Annotated in this window: 18 protein-coding genes; 11 read left to right on the top strand and 7 right to left on the bottom strand. The window is 71.4% G+C overall.

From position 1 onward, the window contains the following. Positions 1-59 precede the first annotated feature (59 nt). From ACZ60J_RS15825 to ACZ60J_RS15800, 6 genes are all read left to right on the top strand, one after another. The gene (locus ACZ60J_RS15825) at positions 60-485 is read left to right on the top strand and encodes a DUF3052 domain-containing protein (RefSeq protein WP_469682263.1); all 426 of its coding nucleotides are present in this window, start codon (positions 60-62) and stop codon (positions 483-485) included. 168 nt (positions 486-653) lie between these two features. Further along, complete coding sequence (locus ACZ60J_RS15820; RefSeq protein WP_469682261.1) at positions 654-1,112, top strand: peroxiredoxin; 459 nt, start codon at positions 654-656, stop codon at positions 1,110-1,112. Positions 1,113-1,273: 161 nt separating this feature from the next. After that, complete coding sequence (locus tag ACZ60J_RS15815; protein WP_112446263.1) at positions 1,274-1,849, top strand: TerD family protein; 576 nt, start codon at positions 1,274-1,276, stop codon at positions 1,847-1,849. A 184-nt stretch (positions 1,850-2,033) separates the two neighbouring features. After that, positions 2,034-2,609: a TerD family protein gene (locus ACZ60J_RS15810; RefSeq protein WP_266877467.1), complete on the top strand. Its 576-nt coding sequence runs from the start codon at positions 2,034-2,036 to the stop codon at positions 2,607-2,609. A gap of 25 nt (positions 2,610-2,634) precedes the next feature. Beyond that, positions 2,635-3,747, top strand: coding sequence for a DUF475 domain-containing protein (locus ACZ60J_RS15805; protein ID WP_469682458.1), 1,113 nt, complete (start codon positions 2,635-2,637; stop codon positions 3,745-3,747). Positions 3,748-3,883: 136 nt separating this feature from the next. After that, on the top strand, positions 3,884-4,624 hold the full coding sequence (locus ACZ60J_RS15800; protein ID WP_469682456.1) for a TerD family protein: 741 nt from the start codon (positions 3,884-3,886) through the stop codon (positions 4,622-4,624). 46 nt (positions 4,625-4,670) lie between these two features. Here the strand turns inward: ACZ60J_RS15800 and ACZ60J_RS15795 are convergent, their stop codons facing one another. After that, entirely contained in the window at positions 4,671-5,423 is a 753-nt protein-coding gene (locus ACZ60J_RS15795; protein WP_469682455.1) for a TerD family protein, read from the bottom strand. 194 nt (positions 5,424-5,617) lie between these two features. Here ACZ60J_RS15795 and ACZ60J_RS15790 point away from each other — a divergent pair, with 194 nt between their 5' ends. Genes ACZ60J_RS15790 through ACZ60J_RS15775 form a run of 4 tightly spaced genes read left to right on the top strand, consistent with a single transcriptional unit; the run spans position 5,618 to position 10,977 of the window. Further along, positions 5,618-6,784 carry an HpcH/HpaI aldolase/citrate lyase family protein gene (locus tag ACZ60J_RS15790; RefSeq protein WP_469682259.1) on the top strand — a complete coding sequence of 389 codons (1,167 nt, stop codon included), beginning with the start codon at positions 5,618-5,620 and terminating at the stop codon, positions 6,782-6,784. A gap of 8 nt (positions 6,785-6,792) precedes the next feature. Further along, positions 6,793-9,471 (top strand): phosphoribosyltransferase, encoded by a 2,679-nt coding sequence (locus ACZ60J_RS15785; RefSeq protein WP_469682258.1) that lies wholly within the window; start codon positions 6,793-6,795, stop codon positions 9,469-9,471. After that, the gene (locus ACZ60J_RS15780; RefSeq protein WP_469682257.1) at positions 9,468-10,298 is read left to right on the top strand and encodes an HAD family hydrolase; all 831 of its coding nucleotides are present in this window, start codon (positions 9,468-9,470) and stop codon (positions 10,296-10,298) included. Before ACZ60J_RS15785 ends, ACZ60J_RS15780 begins: the two co-directional genes overlap by 4 nt. Before the next feature lie 19 nt (positions 10,299-10,317). Further along, complete coding sequence (locus ACZ60J_RS15775; protein ID WP_469682255.1) at positions 10,318-10,977, top strand: O-methyltransferase; 660 nt, start codon at positions 10,318-10,320, stop codon at positions 10,975-10,977. Between the two features lie 11 nt (positions 10,978-10,988). On the opposite strand, the gene ACZ60J_RS15770 is transcribed toward ACZ60J_RS15775, so the two are convergent. The 5 genes from ACZ60J_RS15770 to ACZ60J_RS15750 form a co-directional block, all read right to left on the bottom strand. Then, a complete protein-coding gene (locus ACZ60J_RS15770) occupies positions 10,989-11,201 on the bottom strand; it encodes an FmdB family zinc ribbon protein (RefSeq protein WP_469682253.1) in 213 nt (70 codons plus the stop codon). 316 nt (positions 11,202-11,517) lie between these two features. Next, entirely contained in the window at positions 11,518-12,513 is a 996-nt protein-coding gene (locus ACZ60J_RS15765; protein WP_469682252.1) for a sugar kinase, read from the bottom strand. Next, positions 12,510-13,127 carry a bifunctional 4-hydroxy-2-oxoglutarate aldolase/2-dehydro-3-deoxy-phosphogluconate aldolase gene (locus ACZ60J_RS15760; protein WP_469682251.1) on the bottom strand — a complete coding sequence of 206 codons (618 nt, stop codon included), beginning with the start codon at positions 13,125-13,127 and terminating at the stop codon, positions 12,510-12,512. The genes ACZ60J_RS15765 and ACZ60J_RS15760 overlap by 4 nt, the downstream gene beginning before the upstream one ends. Before the next feature lie 92 nt (positions 13,128-13,219). Further along, entirely contained in the window at positions 13,220-14,365 is a 1,146-nt protein-coding gene (gene dgoD / locus ACZ60J_RS15755; RefSeq protein WP_469682249.1) for a galactonate dehydratase, read from the bottom strand. A gap of 141 nt (positions 14,366-14,506) precedes the next feature. Further along, the gene (locus tag ACZ60J_RS15750; RefSeq protein ID WP_469682246.1) at positions 14,507-15,199 is read right to left on the bottom strand and encodes a FadR/GntR family transcriptional regulator; all 693 of its coding nucleotides are present in this window, start codon (positions 15,197-15,199) and stop codon (positions 14,507-14,509) included. A gap of 279 nt (positions 15,200-15,478) precedes the next feature. Between ACZ60J_RS15750 and ACZ60J_RS15745 the strand changes: the two genes are divergently transcribed. After that, entirely contained in the window at positions 15,479-16,849 is a 1,371-nt protein-coding gene (locus tag ACZ60J_RS15745) for an MFS transporter (RefSeq protein ID WP_469682244.1), read from the top strand. A gap of 15 nt (positions 16,850-16,864) precedes the next feature. On the opposite strand, the gene ACZ60J_RS15740 is transcribed toward ACZ60J_RS15745, so the two are convergent. Continuing rightward, on the bottom strand, positions 16,865-17,419 hold the full coding sequence (locus ACZ60J_RS15740; RefSeq protein ID WP_469682453.1) for a DUF4383 domain-containing protein: 555 nt from the start codon (positions 17,417-17,419) through the stop codon (positions 16,865-16,867). Positions 17,420-17,476: the final 57 nt, after the last annotated feature.

Raw genomic sequence — 17,476 nt, 5'->3', positions numbered from 1 at the left:
ATGCTGCGCGTACGCGCGCCGCCGAAGAACATTCACCGAACATGAGCAGGAGGCACCCCGTGAGCGCGACCGCGGACCACGCGGAGAACCTGGCCGCCAGGCTGGGTTTCCAGTCCGAACAGGTGGTCCAGGAGATCGGCTACGACGACGACGTCGATCAGGAATTCCGTGATGCCGTAGAGGATCACGTCAACGAGCTCGTCGATGAGGACTTCGACGATGTCGCAGACGCGGTTCTGCTGTGGTTCCGGGAGGACGACGGCGACCTGACGGACGCCCTGGTCGATGCGACCGAGCTGGTCGAGGACGGCGCACTGATCCTGCTGGTGACTCCCAAGACCGGCAAGGACGGTTTCGTCGAGGCCAGCGACATCAGCGAGGCCGCCGAGACGGCCGGCCTTTCGCTGGCGAAGGGTCTCCCCGTCGGCAAGGAGTGGACCGCCACCAAGCTGGCGACTCCGAAGACGGCCAAGTCCAAGCGCTGAGCCGCGCCCCGCAGCCATGCGGACACACGCACCCCGCCCGCCGGAAGCTCTCCGGTGGGCGGGGTGTGTGCGTTTCGCGGGCGGCCGGAGCCGGACGTGCGCGGGACCCATAAGGTGAGATCACCCGAACAGCCCAACGCAGGGATGCGGGACGAAGGGATGCGACAGATGGCGATCGAGGTCGGCAGCAAGGCCCCGGACTTCGAGCTCAAGGACAACCACGGCAGGGTCGTGCGGCTCTCCGACTTCCGGGGGGAGAAGGCCGTCGTGCTGCTCTTCTACCCCTTCGCCTTCACCGGCGTCTGCACCGGCGAGCTCTGCGAGCTGCGCGACCAGCTGCCGCGCTTCCAGAACGACGACGTGCAGCTCCTGGCGGTCTCCAACGACTCCGTGCCGACCCTGCGCGTCTTCGGCGAGCAGGAGGGGCTGGAGTACCCGCTGCTGTCGGACTTCTGGCCGCACGGCGAGGCCTCCCGCGCCTACGGGGTCTTCGACGAGGAGAAGGGCTGCGCGGTGCGCGGCACCTTCGTCATCGACCGCGAGGGCATCGTCCGCTGGAGCGTCGTCAACGGGCTGCCCGACGCCCGTGACCTGAACGAGTACATCAAGGCCCTCGACAGCCTCTGAGTCCGTGCCGCAGGCTCGTGGGCACGGTGCCGACAGGCACGAGGGCCCGTTCGCCTGGAATAAGCCCGTACAGGCGGGAACCCGTCACTAGGATCGAAACGTTGATCCGGTAGCAACCGCACGACGGGGCCCCGCCCCACACAAAACCTTATGGAGGACCCGTGGGAGTCAGCCTCAGCAAGGGCGGCAACGTCTCGCTGACCAAGGCCGCGCCGAACCTGACGGCGGTCATCGTCGGTCTGGGCTGGGACGCTCGCACCACCACCGGTGTCGACTTCGACCTCGACGCCAGCGCGATCCTGACCAACGACCAGGGCAAGGTCGCCAGCGACGCGAACTTCGTCTTCTTCAACAACCTGAAGAGCCCCGACGGCTCGGTCGAGCACACCGGTGACAACACCACCGGTGAGGGCGAGGGCGACGACGAGGCGATCAAGGTCAACCTCGCCGGCGTGCCCGCCGACGTGGCCAAGATCGTCTTCCCGGTCTCGATCTACGAGGCCGAGAGCCGCCAGCAGAGCTTCGGCCAGGTCCGCAACGCGTACATCCGCGTCGTGAACCAGGCCGACAACGCCGAGCTCGCCCGCTACGACCTGTCGGAGGACGCCTCGACCGAGACCGCCATGGTCTTCGGCGAGCTCTACCGCAACGGTGCGGAGTGGAAGTTCCGGGCCATCGGCCAGGGCTACGCCTCGGGCCTGCGCGGCATCGCGCAGGACTTCGGCGTCAACGTCTGATCCTGCTCCACCGGAGCAGTCGTTCCATCCGTCCGGCGCCGTGCACTCGCGTGTACGGCGCCGGACCGGCTTTACGGCCCCGCGGCCGCACTGTCACACCGCGATACCGCCACACCGCCACATCGCCGTACGGTCGTACGGCCACCGCGTCACACCGCCACCGTCGTCCGGGGAGGACCACATCATGGGCGTCACACTCGCCAAGGGGGGCAATGTCTCCCTCTCCAAAGCCGCACCGAACCTCACCCGGGTTCTGATCGGCCTGGGATGGGACGCGCGCTCGACCACGGGCGCCGACTTCGACCTCGACGCCAGCGCACTGCTGTGCAGCAACGGCCGGGTGCTCGGGGACGAGTACTTCGTCTTCTACAACAACCTGAAGAGCCCCGAGGGCTCCGTCGAACACACGGGGGACAACCTCACCGGCGAGGGTGAAGGCGACGACGAGTCGATCATCATCGACCTGACCAAGGTCCCGGCCGGCGTGGACAAGATCGTCTTCCCGGTCTCGATCCACGAGGCGGAGGCCCGCAGGCAGAGCTTCGGCCAGGTCAGCAACGCCTTCATCCGCGTGGTGAACGAGGCGGACGGCCAGGAACTCGCCCGCTACGACCTGTCGGAGGACGCCTCCAGCGAGACCGCGATGATCTTCGGCGAGGTCTACCGGTACGGCGGCGAATGGAAGTTCCGTGCGGTGGGGCAGGGGTACGCGTCGGGGCTCCGAGGCATCGCTCTAGACTTCGGGGTCAACGTTTCGTAAAGCCGTACAACACGATGGGATGCCAGTGGTTCTGAAAACCTTCGGCTGGTCGTTCGCAGTCACTGCGCTCGGACTGGTCGCAGCGGTGTTTTACGGGGGGTGGAAGGCCTTCGGGGTGGTCGCGATCCTGACCATCCTCGAGATCTCCCTGTCCTTCGACAACGCGGTGGTCAACGCCGGAATCCTGAAGAAGATGAATGCCTTCTGGCAGAAGATCTTCCTCACCATCGGTGTCCTCATCGCCGTGTTCGGCATGCGCCTGGTCTTCCCGATCGTGATCGTGGCCATCAGCGCCAAGATCGGCCCGATCGAAGCCGTCGACCTCGCGGTGTCCGACCAGGACATGTACAAGCAGCTGGTCACGGACGCCCACCCGTCCATCGCCGCCTTCGGTGGCATGTTCCTGCTGATGATCTTCCTCGACTTCATCTTCGAGGACCGCGACATCAAGTGGCTCGCCTGGCTGGAGCGCCCGCTCGCCAAGCTCGGCAAGATCGACATGCTGTCGGCGTGCATCGCGCTGATCGTCCTGGTCATCACCTCGATGACCTTCGCCACCCAGGCCCACCAGCACACCGGTCACGTGGACAAGGCGCAGACCGTCCTGATCTCCGGCGTTCTCGGCCTGATCACGTACATGATCGTCGGCGGCCTCTCCGGCTACTTCGAGAACAAGCTGGAGGAGGAGGAAGAGGCCGAGCACGAGGCCGAGGAAGCGGCGAAGAAGAGCGGCAAGCCGGTGACGGCCATCGCCATGGCCGGCAAGGCCGCGTTCTTCATGTTCCTCTACCTCGAAGTCCTCGACGCCTCCTTCTCCTTCGACGGGGTCATCGGCGCCTTCGCCATCACCAGCGACATCGTGATCATGGCCCTCGGCCTCGGCATCGGTGCCATGTACGTCCGGTCGCTCACGGTCTACCTGGTCCGCCAGGGCACCCTCGACGACTACGTCTACCTGGAGCACGGCGCGCACTACGCCATCGGCGCGCTCGCCGTCATCCTGCTCGTCACCATCCAGTACGAGATCCACGAGGTCATCACCGGCCTCGTCGGCGTCGTGCTGATCGCCTGGTCCTTCTGGTCCTCGGTGCGCCGCAACAAGCGCCTGGAACTGGAGGGTTCCACCGCCGAGGCATGATCACGGCGGTAATGCGGAACGCTCAAGTGCGGGGCGGTCCGGCGGGTCCACGGACCCACCGGGCCGCCCCGTCCGCATGTCAGCAGGCGCGTCGGCGGGGGTCCGGGAGCGCCAAGGGAGCAGGGGGGTTGTGGAGATGGGATTCTTCGACGGCATCAGGGGCAGCCGCGGCGCGCAGTTCCAGTCGGGCGGTGCCTCGTCGAACGCGATCGAGCTGACCAAACGCCATCCGACGGTGTCGCTCACCAAACAGGGGGCGGTGCACGGCAATCTGCGCGTGAACCTCTCCTGGCGGATGCGCACCTCGGACTTCGGCGGCCGCAGCGCGGGCCAGAGCGGGCAGCTCTTCCGGCATCCGTTCAAGCTGTTCAAGCCGGACATGGTGCAGGCGCACACCCAGGGCATGGTCAATGTCGACCTCGACATCGGCTGCCTCTACGAGCTGACCGACGGAAGCCGGGGCGTCGTCCAGCCGCTGGGGAACCTGCACGGGGACATCAACAGCCCGCCGTACGTGAAGCTCAGCGGCGACGACCGGTTCGGGGCGCCCTCCGGCGAGACGATCTTCGTCAATCTCGACCATGCCGAGGAGATCAAGCGGCTGCTGGTCTTCGTCTACATCTACGACCAGACCCCGGCCTTCGACCGGACGCACGCCCTGGTCACGCTCTACCCGATCACCGGGCCGCGCATCGAGATCCCCCTGGAGGAGCGCCACCCGCACGCCCGCTCCTGCGCGGTCGTCTCCCTGGAGAACGTCAAGGGAGAACTGATCGTGCGGCGCGAGGTCACCTTCGTGTACGGGTTCCAGGCCGAGCTGGACCGGCTGTACGGGTGGGGCCTCCAGTGGGGCCGGGGCTACAAGACCAAGACCTGAGGGGGCCGGGGAGCGGGCGGGGCGGCCCCGCCGGCCCGGCCGCCGCTCACCGCCGGATGAACTGCGGGCCCTGCGCCGGCAGCCGGAAGGACGGGTCCCCGCCCGGACCCGGTACCGGGGCCTGCGCCACCGGCTGCGGGTAGCCGTAGGCGGGCTGGGCCACCGGCGGGGCCTGGGTGGGCGGCGCCGGGGCCGCGGGGGAGGCCTGGCCCGCGCTCTGGCTGCCCTGGCCCTGTTCCTGGGCCTCGGGGGCGTTCTCGTCGACGGAGATCCCGTGATCGGTGGCCAGGCCGACGAGCCCGTTGGAGTAGCCCTCGCCCAGCGCGCGGAACTTCCACGCGTCGGCCCGCCGGTACAGCTCGCCGCAGATCAGCGCCGTCTCGGCGCCCGTCTCCGGCCGCACGTCGAAGTAGGCCAGCGGTTCGGCGCCACCGGCCGCGGTGGCGTCGTAGAGGAGGATCCGCAGGTCGTGGACCCGCTGGAACGGGACGTCCTCGGCGGAGGCGACGACCAGGATCCGGTCCACGACCGGGGTGACGGCCCGCAGGTCCGCCTGGACCGCGTCGGTGATCGCGTCGCCGATCTGCTTCTTCCCGAGCCGCCAGACGGCCCCGGAGGGGTGCCGGGGCTGGTTGTAGAAGACGAAGTCCTCGTCCGAGCGCACGCGCCCGTCCGCCCCCACGAGCAGCGCCGAGGCGTCCACGTCGGGTACGTCGGGCCCCGCGGTCCAGCGCAGCACCGCGCGGACCGCCACGGCGGCCACGGGGATGTTGGAGCCCTTCTGCATCGCGTGCGTCATGGCGGTCATCCTGCCCTCCCGGGCGGGACCGGGACAATGCGGCCCCCCGTAGACCTTGTCCGCATCGCGAGACCTGGGCATGGTGCATGAGGGGTTACCTGGATTTCATGTGCTTGAGGAATTTTTGACTCGCGTTCGTACGTACTATTACCGGCCACGCCAGATCGGCCGCCGAGCCTGTACGGGGGAAGCACATGCGTCACTTCGGGCATATTTCGCCCACCGTCCGCAAGGACCTCTTCCACCAGGAGCCGGCAGAGTTCACCGCCGCCTCCCCCTCCGCCGTGCTCGCCGCCGCCCTGGGAGCCACGCTCTACAGCCCGGCCACCCGGCCCCAGCTCGCCCGTGACATCCGCAAGCAGGCCGGCCTCGGAGTCGTCTCCATGGTCCTCTGCCTGGAGGATTCCATCAGCGACGCGGACGTCGTGGGAGGCGAGGAGAACCTCGTCCGGCAGTTCGCCGCCCTCCACGAGGACCCGGCCGAGCTCCCCCTGCTCTTCATCCGCGTCCGGGAACCCGAGCAGATCCCCGACCTCGTGCACCGGCTCGGCGGCTCGGCGGCGAGGCTGGCCGGATTCGTGCTTCCCAAGTTCAGCGAGACCCGGGGCATCGCCTTCCTCGACGCCGTCGCACAGGCGGAGGCCGCGAGCGGACAGCCCCGGCTGTACGCGATGCCGGTCCTGGAGACCCCCGAGCTGCTCCACCTGGAGACCCGGGTCGAGGCCCTCGCCGGGATCTCCCGCACGGTCAACAAGTACCGCGAGCGGGTCCTGGCGCTGCGCCTCGGCGTCACCGACTTCTGCTCCGCCTACGGGCTGCGCCGCACCCCCGACATGACCGCCTACGACGTCCAGATCGTGGCCGGGGTGATCGCCGACGTGGTCAACGTGCTCAGCCGCGCCGACGGCACCGGCTTCACCGTCACCGGGCCCGTGTGGGAGTACTTCCGCAGCCAGCAGCGCCTCTTCAAGCCGCAGCTGCGCCGCAGCCCCTTCCTGGAGGAGGGCGTCGAGGAGCTGCGCACCGCGCTGATCGAGCACGACCTGGACGGGCTGCTGCGCGAGATCGAGCTCGACCGGGCCAACGGGCTGCTGGGCAAGACCTGCATCCACCCCGCCCACGTCACCCCGGTCCACGCGCTCTCGGTGGTGTCGCACGAGGAGTTCAGCGATGCTCAAGACATCCTGCGCCCCGAGCGCGGGGGCGGCGGAGTGATGCGTTCCGCCTACACGAACAAGATGAACGAGGTGAAGCCCCACCGGGCCTGGGCCGAGCGCACCATGCTGCGCGCCGAGGTCTTCGGTGTGGCGAAGGAGGAGGTCGGCTTCGTCGACCTCCTCACGGCCGGGCTCCAGGTGTGAGCGGGCCGTTGACTGCGAAGAAGGGCAAGACGATCGAAGCGGTGTGGTCGGGAACGTGGGTCGCGGACCGGCTGGGCGTGAGCCTGGAGGACGGGACGGGTACCGCAACCGGCGGGCCGGCGCTGGAGGAGCTCCTCGGGCTGGCGCTGCGGCGCAACCCCAAGCGGGCGCACCTGCTCGTGTCGCGGGTGCTGGGCAAGCACGTCCCGCAGTCCCCGGCGGCCGTGTACGCCGCCGGGTACGGGCTCGGCGAACGGGTCCGGGAGCTGCTGGGCGACGCGGAGGCGGCCTCGGCGGTGGTCCTGGGCTATGCGGAGACCGCGACCGGACTGGGCCACTGCGTGGCCGACGGCCTGGGCGGCGCCCCGTACCTGCACTCCACCCGCCGCCCCGTGCCCGGCGTGGCCGCCGCGGGCGGCTTCGAGGAGGCCCACTCGCACGCCACCTCGCACCTGCTGCTGCCCGAGGACCCGAAGCTGCTGGCGGGCACGGGCCCGCTGGTCCTCGTCGACGACGAGTTCTCCACCGGCAACACCGTCCTGAACACCATCGCCGACCTCCACGCCCGCCACCCGCGCGGCCACTACGTGGTCGTCGCCCTCGTCGACATGCGCTCCCCGGCCGACCGCGACCGACTCCTCGCCTTCGCGGAGGACCTGGGCGCGCGCGTGGACCTCATATCCCTGGCCTCCGGCACGGTCTCCCTCCCGGAGGGGGTGCTGGAGAAGGGCCAGGCCCTGGTGGAGCGCTACGAGGCCCTGGCGACGGCAGCCGCCGGCGACTCGCCGGCCGACCTGGCTGCCGCCCCGACTGCCGGCTCCGCGGACGATCCGGCCGCCGCTGCGGCCGCTGCGGCGCCCGAGGGCGCATCGCAGCCCGGGGGCGGGCAGATCCAGCCCCTGCGGCGTTTGAGCAGCGGGGTCCGGGGAGGCGCCCCGGGAGACGGCCCGCACGCGGTCACCCGCGTGGAGCTGGGCTGGCCGGCCGGGATACCCGACGGCGGACGCCACGGTTTCACCCCCGCGCACCGCGCGGCCCTGGAGGCGGCTCTGCCCGCCATGGCCGACCGGCTCGCGGCCGCGCTCGGAGCGGCCCCCGCGCGGGTCCTCGTACTCGGCAACGAGGAGCTGATGTACGCCCCGCTGCGCCTCGCGCAGGCCCTGGAGGCGTCCGGCGCCCTCGCCGCACCGGCTGAGGTGCGCTTCTCCACCACCACCCGCTCGCCGGTGCTCGCCGTGGACGACCCCGGCTACGCCATCCGCACCCGGCTGGTCTTCCCCGCCCACGACGCCCCCGCGGACGGCCCCGGCGACCGGTACGCGTACAACGTCGCCCCCGGTGCGTCCGGCGCCGGCTTCGACGCCGTGGTCGCCGTCGTGGACTCGGCCGGGGACACCGCGGAGCTCCGTACCGGCCTGCTCGCGGCCCTCGCCCCGCACACCGGCCGGGTCCTGCTCGCGGTCATACCTTCGTACGTACCCGACCGGCAGGAGCCGATCATGACCGAGCCCCAGCACGGGCCCCAGCACGAGGCCCAGCACGGGCCCCTGGGCGAACCGCTGCGCGGCCCCGCCTTCTCCTCCTACGCCGCCGAGGACGTCGGCTGGCTGCTCCAGGACCTCTCCGACATCGAGCTGGAGGCCCCGACCGAGGAGCGCGAGGAAGCCATCCAGGCCGGCGGCGCCCACTACGCGGAATCGCTGCCGGTGGAGTTCCAGCCGTCCCCGGAGTACCAGCAGCTCTACCAGAGCGCGCTGACCGCCTCCGCCGCCCGGATGGCCCGCGCCGTCGGCACCGTCACCGAGACGGTCCTCGCCGAACGCTCCCCGTCCCCCGTCCTCGTCTCCCTGGCCCGCGCCGGCACCCCCGTGGGCGTTCTCATGCGGCGCTGGGCGCAGGCCCGGCACGGCCTGGACCTGCCGCACTACGCCGTCTCCATCGTGCGGGGCCGCGGCATCGACGCCAACGCGCTGCGCTGGCTGGCCGCCCACCACGACCCGGCCGACGTGGTCTTCGTCGACGGCTGGACCGGCAAGGGCGCCATCACCCGCGAACTGCGCGAGGCCCTGGCCGAGTTCGAGGGCTTCAACCCCGAGATCGTGGTGCTCGCCGACCCCGGCTCCTGCGTGGAGACGTACGGCACGCGCGAGGACTTCCTGATCCCCTCCGCCTGCCTCAATTCCACCGTTTCCGGGCTCGTCTCGCGTACGGTTCTCAGGTCCGACCTGGTCGGGCCCGCCGACTTCCACGGCGCGAAGTTCTACCGCGAGCTCGCCGGTGCCGATGTCTCCGTCGCGTTCGTCGACACCGTCTCCGCGCACTTCGAGGAGGTGGCCGAGGCCGTGGACGCCGAGGTCAAGGAGCTCCTCGCCGCCGACCGTACGCCGACCTGGGTGGGCTGGCGGGCGGTGGAGCGGATCAGCGAGGAGTACGGCATCCACGACGTGAACCTCGTCAAGCCCGGCGTCGGCGAAACCACGCGGGTGCTGCTGCGCCGGGTGCCGTGGAAGATCCTCGCGCAGCGCGGCGCCGGTGCCGACCTGGACCACGTACGACTCCTCGCGGAGCAGCGGGGGGTGCCGGTCGAAGAGGTCGACGGCCTGCCGTACAGCTGCGTAGGACTCATCCATCCCCGCTTCACGCGCGGCGCCACGGGCGCCGACGGAAAGGCTGTGGCCGCCAAGTGACCGTCCTCGTAGCCAGTGACCTCGACCGTACGCTCATCTACTCGACGGCCGCGCTCGGCCTGACCATGCCCGACCCGGTGGCCCCGCGGCTGCTGTGCGTGGAGGTGCACGAGAGCAAGCCGCTGTCGTACATGACGGAAACGGCGGCGGGGCTGCTGGCGGAGCTGTCGGCCGACCCGGGAGCGGTGTTCGTCCCGACCACCACCCGGACCCGCAAGCAGTACCAGCGCATCCGCTTCCCCGGCCGCCCGGCGAAGTACGCGATCTGCGCCAACGGCGGCCAGCTGCTCGTCGACGGGGTCCCGGACCGGGACTGGCGCCGCCAGGTCGCGGCCCGGCTCGCCGCGGAGTCCGTGCCGCTGGAGGAGATGAACGCGCACCTGACGTCCGTGGCCGACCCGGCGTGGCTGCGCAAGGCGCGGGTGGCCGAGGACCTGTTCGCGTACCTGGTCGTGGAGCGGGCGATGGTCCCCGCGGAATGGATCAAGGCGCTGACGGAGTGGTCCGAGGCGCGCGGCTGGACCATCTCGCTCCAGGGCCGGAAGATCTACGCCGTCCCGCGGCCGCTGACCAAGAGCGCGGCGATGCGGGAGGTGGCCCGGCGCACGGGGGCCACGAGCACGCTGGCCGCCGGCGACTCGCTGCTCGACGCCGACCTGCTGCTCGCGGCCGACACGGCCTGGCGGCCGGGCCACGGCGAGCTGGCCGACGCGGGCTGGATGGCGCCGCACGTGACGGCGCTGGCCCAGGCGGGCGTCCTGGCCGGTGAGGAGATCGTGCGCGCGTTCACCCGCGAAGTGACGCGACTGGGCACACCCGCCGCCTGATCGTGGGCACACTGGGCCCATGACCAAGGGCAACAGCACCAAGATCACAGACGAGCTCTACCAGTACATGCTCGCGCACAACCCCCCGCTGGACGAGGTCCAGCGGGGGCTGGTGGCGACGACGTACGAGGTGTTCCCGGACGCGGCCGGAATGCAGTCGGCGCAGGAGCAGGGGCCGCTGCTGGCCTTCCTGGTCCGGCTGACCGGAGCGCGGCACATCGTGGAGATCGGCACCTTCACCGGTTTCTCCTCCCTGTCGATGGCGCAGGCCATGCCGGCGGACGGCCGCCTCATCGCCTGCGACGTCTCGGAGGAGTGGACGGCGTACGCGCGCGAAGCCTGGGCGAAGGCCGGGGTCGCGGACCGCATCGACCTGCGGATCGCGCCCGCGCTGGAGACGCTGCGCGCGATGCCGGAGGAGCCGCACATCGACATGGCGTACATGGACGCCGACAAGCAGAGCCAGGTCGCCTACTGGGAGGAGCTCGTCCCGCGGCTGCGCCCGGGCGCGCTCCTCGTCACGGACAACACGCTGTACCACGGCCAGGTGCTGGACCCGGCGGCGACCGGCGGGGCGGCGGGGGTCCAGGCCTACAACGACCACGTCATGGCGGACCCCCGCATGGAATCGGTGCTGCTGGCGATCTCCGACGGCATCACCCTGTCCCGCAAGCGCTGACCGGCGGCCTCCTAGCCGCAGCCGCCCCCACCACAGCAGCCTCCGCCGCCCCCCATGGGCGCGGCGGGGGCCGCACTCGTCCCGCCGACGGCGACGGCGGAGAGCAGCTTGACGGTGTCGGCGTGCCCGGCGGGGCAGTCGGCGGGCGCGGAGGACTCGGCCATGGGCCGGCTGACCTCGAAGACGTCTTCGCAGGTCCGGCAGCGGAATTCATAACGGGGCATGCGGACAGGCTACGCAGTCCGGCCGGGCCTCCGGAATCCCCGCGCGCCGGATCCGGGGCGCGGTCGGGCCGGCCCTGCGGGGCGAGGTCCCCTACCCGCCCTTCGCCCGTTCCCCGGGCGCTGCCCGGACCCGGTCCGCGCTGCGGCACATCCAGCCCCGCCGGCGTTTGAGGCGCGGGGTCTGGGGCGGAGCCCCAGGAGGGGTCCGGGCGGAGCCCGGGGAACGGGGGAAGGGCGGGGAGGGGACGGCCCCGCAGGGCCCCCGAACCGGCGGAGCCCGGACGCACCCCCGTGTCGCCCCGGCCCCGCCGGAGTCTCAGCGGACCACCGTGCCCGCAGGGGCGGACAGGAGCCCGAGCTCGGCGCGGGTCGGCGCACCCTCCCAGTCACCCCGCGAGGCCACCGCGAAGGCGCCGGCCGTGACCGCCCGGTCCAGCCGGGCCTCCGCCGTGCCCCCGTCGAGGAACGCCGAGAGGTAGCCCGCCACGAAGGCGTCGCCCGCGCCGACCGTGTCGACGGCGCGGACGGGCCGGGCCGGGGCGTGCACCGTCCGGCCGTCGTCCGTGTAGGCCGTCGCGCCGGCCGCGCCGAGTTTGACGACCACCTCGCCGACGCCGAGGGCGAGGAGTTCCTTCGCCTGGACGGCCGGGTCGGCCGGGGTGTGCGCTGGGAGGCACAGGGGGAGTTCGTCGTCGGAGGCGATGAGCACGTCCACCGACGGCGCCCACCCGCGCAGCACCTCCGCAGCCTCCTCCGAGGACCAGAGCCGGGACCGGAAGTTCACGTCCAGGCAGACCAGCGCCGAGTGCTCGGCCGCGAGGCGCAGGGCGAGGGTGCAGGCCGAGCGGGCCGAGCGGGAGAGCGCCGGGGTGATCCCGGTCAGGTGCAGGACCTTGGGCGGGGCCGCCGTGAAGGCCCGCTCCAGGGAACAGGCCTTGAGGCGGGAGCCCGCCGAGCCCGCGCGGTGGTAGTGCACCCGCGTGACCTCCGGCAGCCTGGGCTCCGCGATCATCAGCCCGGTCGGGGCGCCGCCGTCGTCGCGGGAGGCTCCGGAGACGTCGACGCCCTCGGCACGCAGGGTCCGTAGGACCAGCTCACCGGCTTCGTCCTCGCCGACCGCACCCGCCCAGCGGACCGTGTGCCCGAGCCGGGCCAGGCCGATCGCGACGTTCGACTCGGCGCCCGCGACGGAGACCTCCATGGACCCGCCGAGGCGCAGCGGGCCGCTGCCGCGCAGGGCGAGCATCGTCTCCCCGAAGGTGAGGACCTCGGGGGCGGTGACGGCCCCGGCCCCGGTCCAGGTCCCGGTCACGCGCAGGCCGCCTTGAACTCCGCAGCCCGGCGCCGCAGCGCGAGCAGGTCGCCGCCGTCGGCCGCGTCGCCGATCAGCGGGGAGCCCACGCCGACGGCCACCGCGCCGGAGGACAGGTACTCGGCCGCGTCGGCCGCGTCCACCCCGCCGACGGGTACGAACGGCAGGTCGGGGAAGGGGGCGCGCAGGGCCCGGAGGTACGCCGGTCCGCCGATCGTGCCCGGGAACAGCTTGAGCGCGGAGGCCCCCGCCGCGTCGGCCGCCATGACCTCGGTCGGGGTGATGACCCCGGCCAGGACCGGCAGCCCCTGCCGGACGGACTCGTCCACGCCCGCGCCGAGGCCCGGGGTGACCATCAGGTTGGCTCCGGCCTCGGCGGCCCGCTGGGCGTCCTCGGCGGTCAGGACCGTACCGGCCCCGAGCCAGGCCCCGTCGCCGAGCTCCTTGCGGGCCCGGCCGATGACGTCCAGCGCGTCGGTGCCGCTGAGGGAGACCTCGATGAGCGGGACCCCCTCCTCGACGAGGGTCATGACGGTGCGGAAGGACGCCTCCGCGTCCCGTCCGCGGACGATGGCGACGAGCCGCTCCTGTCGCAGCGCTGCGCCGAACTCCATGGGAATGCCTGCCTTCTGATGTGTGGGGGGTGGGGGTGCCGTTGTGGGGAGTGGGGGTGGGGGTGGGGATGCCGCCGGGTGGTGGTGGGGGCTCACCACTCGGCGAAGGAGCCGTCTTCGTGGCGCCACACCGGGTTGCGCCAGGCGTGGCCCTTCCTGTCGGCGGCCCGGACGGCCGCCTCGTCGACCTCGACGCCGAGGCCCGGCCGCTCGGTGCGGACCAGGGAGCCCGCGTCGAAGCGGAACGGCTCGGGGTCGGTGACGTAGTCGAGGAGCTCGGCGCCCTGGTTGTAGTGGATGCCGATGGACTGCTCCTGGATGAGGAAGTTCGGGGTGGTGAAGGCCACTTGGAGGCTGGCCGCCAGGGCGACCGGCCCGAGCGGGCAGTGCGGCGCGATCTGGGCTCCGTAGACCTCGGCGAGGGCGGCGATGCGGCGCAGTTCCGAGATGCCGCCGGCGTGCGAGATGTCGGGCTGCAGGATCGCCACGCCGGCCTGCAGGGGGGCGAGGAACTCCCGCCGGGAGAAGAGCCGTTCGCCGAGCGCGAGGGGGATGTTGGAGGCGTTCACCAGATCGGGGACGGCCTGCATGTACTCGGAGAGGACCGGCTCCTCGACGAACATCGGGTCGTACGGGGCCAGCAGCGGCAGGATCCGGCGGGCGTTAGCGGGGGAGACCCGGCCGTGGAAGTCGAGCCCGAAGTCCCGGTCGTCGCCGAGGACTTCGCGGGCGGTCTCGGCGCGCCGGAGGCAGTCGCGGACCTCGGAGCGGGTCGCCAGGGGGCTCATGCGGCCGCAGCCGTTCATCTTGACGGCCGTGAAGCCCGCCTCGATCTGCCGGACCAGCGCGTCCTCGATCTCGTGCGGCTCGTCGCCGCCGACCCAGGCGTAGGCGCGGATCCGGTCGCGGACCGGCCCGCCGAGGAGCTGGTGCACGGGCTTCCCGTACGCCTTGCCCTTGATGTCCCACAGCGCCTGGTCGAGCCCGGCGACGGCGGAGGACAGCACGGGGCCGCCGCGGTAGAAACCGCCCTTGGTCATGACCTGCCAGTGGTCCTCGATCCGCAGGGGGTCCCGGCCGACGAGGTACTCCGACAGCACCTCCACGGCCGCGCGCACCGGCTCGGCGCGCCCTTCGACCACGGGTTCGCCCCAGCCGACGACGCCCTCGTCGGTTTCCACGCGGACGAACATCCAGCGCGGCGGGGCCATGAACGTCTCGATGCGGGTGATCTTCACGGTTGACGGTGTCCTCTCCTTGTGGGGTGGCAGGAGGGGATCTCTGGGGAGGCGGCGGCCGGCGCTGCGGGCGCTGGCCGATGCCTCGGGTACGGGTCGGGTGCTACCGGTCCTACGGGTCTTGTGCGGGTCTTGCGGGTCCTACGGGTGGTCGCGCTGCGCCATGTCGAGGAGGTCGAGCACGGCCCGGTGCGCCCCGTCCGGGTTCCCGGCCCGGATCTGGTCGACCACGGCCCGGTGGATCGCGTGCGGGTGCTCGAAGTCCCCCTTGTGCACCGCGCGGTCGCGTTCGACGAGGGCCGGGATGATCACCCGGTACATCTGCGTGAAGAACAGGTTGTGCGAGGCGGTCAGCAGCGCCAGATGGAACGAGGCGTCCGCCCGCACGTGCAGTACCGGGTCGGAGTCGCTTGCCGCCATCGCGGTCAGCGCCGCGTCCAGCGCGGCCAGGTCCTGCTCGGTGGCCCGTACGGCGGCCAGCGCGGCGGCGGCCGGCTCGACCGAGCGGCGCAGTTCGAGCAGGTCCGAGAAGAAGCAGTCGGGCGCGCCGGCCGCGAGCTTCCAGCGCAGCACGTCGGCGTCGAAGAGGTTCCAGTCGGTGCGCGGGCGCACGAAGGTGCCGCGCTTCTGCCGGGCGTCGACCAGACCCTTGGCCATGAGCACCTTGATGGCTTCGCGGAGCACCGTCTGGCTGACGTCGAGCTCCTCCATCAGGAGGGGGAGGTCGAGGGTGGCCCCCTCGTCGTGCGTGCCGTCGAAGATCCGCCGCGCCAGTTCCTCCACCGCCGCCTTGTGGACCCCGCGACCGGCGTACGCGGCCTCGCTGCTGCTCATTCCGGTTTCCCCTCTCCCTGCCGGGGCTTTGGTCCCTACTTGTCGCCCTGACAAGGCAAAGACTTGCACAAGTAATCGTTAATTAGCAATTATCGAGTCGCGCTACCGGAACATCTGATTCCGTCTGCTCCGCGCTGTGCTGCGGCCCTCCTGGGCGCTCTCCGGAGCCCCTGCGCGCGCCGCGTACCGCTCGGCACGCGCCGCTCGGCACGCGCCGCTCGGCGCTCCTGGCACGTCACCCCCACACGTCATCCCCACACGTCCCCCCGGGAGACAACGATGTCCCTCAGCCACGACCCGGCCGCCGCGACCACGCGGCCGGGCAGCGGCACCGGCCCCTCCGGCCCGGCGAAGCCACCGGAGCTGCCGAAGCGCAGGATCGGCAGGTACCGTTTCGCGATCCTCGCCGTCCTCTTCGTCAGTACCGCCATCAACTACCTGGACCGCAGCGTCCTGTCGATCGTGGCGCCGGACGTCTCCAAGGACCTCGGCATCTCGCCGGAGACGATGGGCTGGCTCTTCTCCGGCTTCGCCTGGACCTACGCCCTCGCCCAGATCCCCGGCGGCCGCCTCGTCGACAGGTTCGGCCCGCGCATCGTCTACGCCTGGGCGCTGATCGGCTGGTCGGTCATGACCGCACTCGGCTCGCTCGCCAAGGGCTTCGGCTTCCTGTTCGCCAGCCGCATGGGCCTCGGTCTCTTCGAGGCCCCCGCCTTCCCCTGCAACGGGCGCGTCGCCGCCTCCTGGTTCCCGCGCGCGGAACGCGGCCGGGCGGTCGCCGTCTACACCTCGGGGCAGTTCATCGGCCTGGGCGTGGCCTTCCCGCTGATCGCCTGGATGGCCGCCACGCTCGGCTGGCGCCACGTGTTCTGGATCCTCGGCGGCGTGGGCGTCGCCTGGGCGCTGGTGTGGACGAAGGTCATCCGCAACCGACCCGAACAGCACCCCAAGGTCGGCGCGTACGAGCTCGTCCACATCACCGAGGACGGGGCGACCGCCGACAGCTCCGCCCAAGCCCGGGAGAAGGGCGCCTTCCGCCGCGACATGGGCTTCCTGCTGCGGCAGCGCCGTATCTGGGGCGTCTTCCTCGGCCAGTTCGCCATCGCCTCGACGCTGTACTTCTTCCTGACCTGGTTCCCGACCTACCTCACCAACGAGCGCGGTCTGAGCCTCGACAAGGGCGGTCTGACCGGAGCCCTGCCCTTCGTTGCCGCCCTCGTGGGCGTGCTGTGCGGCGGCAGTTGGTCCGACTGGATGGTCAAGCGCGGCATGTCGGCGTCCTTCGCCCGCAAGACCCCGATCGTGACGGGCCTGGGTCTCGCGGGCGTCATCGTCGCCGCCAACTACGTCACCTCGAACGCCGCGATGATCGCCATCATGTGCGTGGCCTTCTTCGCCAACGGCCTCGCGTCGTTCTCCTGGGTCCTGGTCACCGAGATCGCACCGGAGCGGATGCTCGGCGTGGCCGGCGGGGTCTTCAACGTCTTCGGCAACCTCGCCGGCATCGTCGTACCGATCGTCATCGGCTACATGATCGGCGGCGGCGACGGCTCCTTCGCCCTCCCGCTGATGCTGATCGGCGGCATCACGGTCGGCGGAGCCCTGTCCTTCCTCTTCCTCGTGGACAAGGTCGAACGCATCGAGGCGTAGGGCCGGGGGCAGCGCCTAGGCAGGCCTGCCGACGGGCGCCCTCCCGCTCCGGCCCCCGCTCGCGCTCATACGCGCCCGCTGCTCCCGAGCCGCCTCCTCGGGGTGGCGGGCGCGCCAGTACGGGTTGTCGTGCGGCAGGGCGCTGCCCACCCGCCCGTACATCCCGAACCACATCAGCATCACGCCGACCACGAAGCTGAACAGCACGTTGGGGATGCGGAAGGCCAGGAAGTTCATCCCGGTGTCGAGCAGTGCGAGGTTCACGAACCCGCTCGCGATGAACAGCACGCCCAGCACGATGTTGAGCGTCGAGGCGAACGTGCCGCCGATGACCATCCCGATGAACAGCAGCAGTCCGATGCAGATCGACAGCACGCTCAGCGCGCCGTTGGTGTTCAGCGCGAGCACGGTGTCCCCACCGGTGTCGAAGAACCCGATCCGGTCGATGAGCCCGAGGATCCCGAAGACCACCAGCAGGAGTCCGGTCAGCCCGGCGCCGACCCGGTAGACCTTGCTGAGGCGGTGATCGCTGGGCAGGTGCTCGTCGAGGCTCGCGTTCACGGGACGCATCATGCGCTGCAGGACCCCGGGGGAGGTCCGGGGCGGTGCCGCCGTCGCGTACGGCTC

It is taken from the genome of Streptomyces sp. NPDC104226 (genome assembly GCF_055584085.1).
The sequence above is the reverse complement of the archived record's forward strand: the minus strand, read 5'-3'. Positions and strand labels throughout refer to the sequence as shown.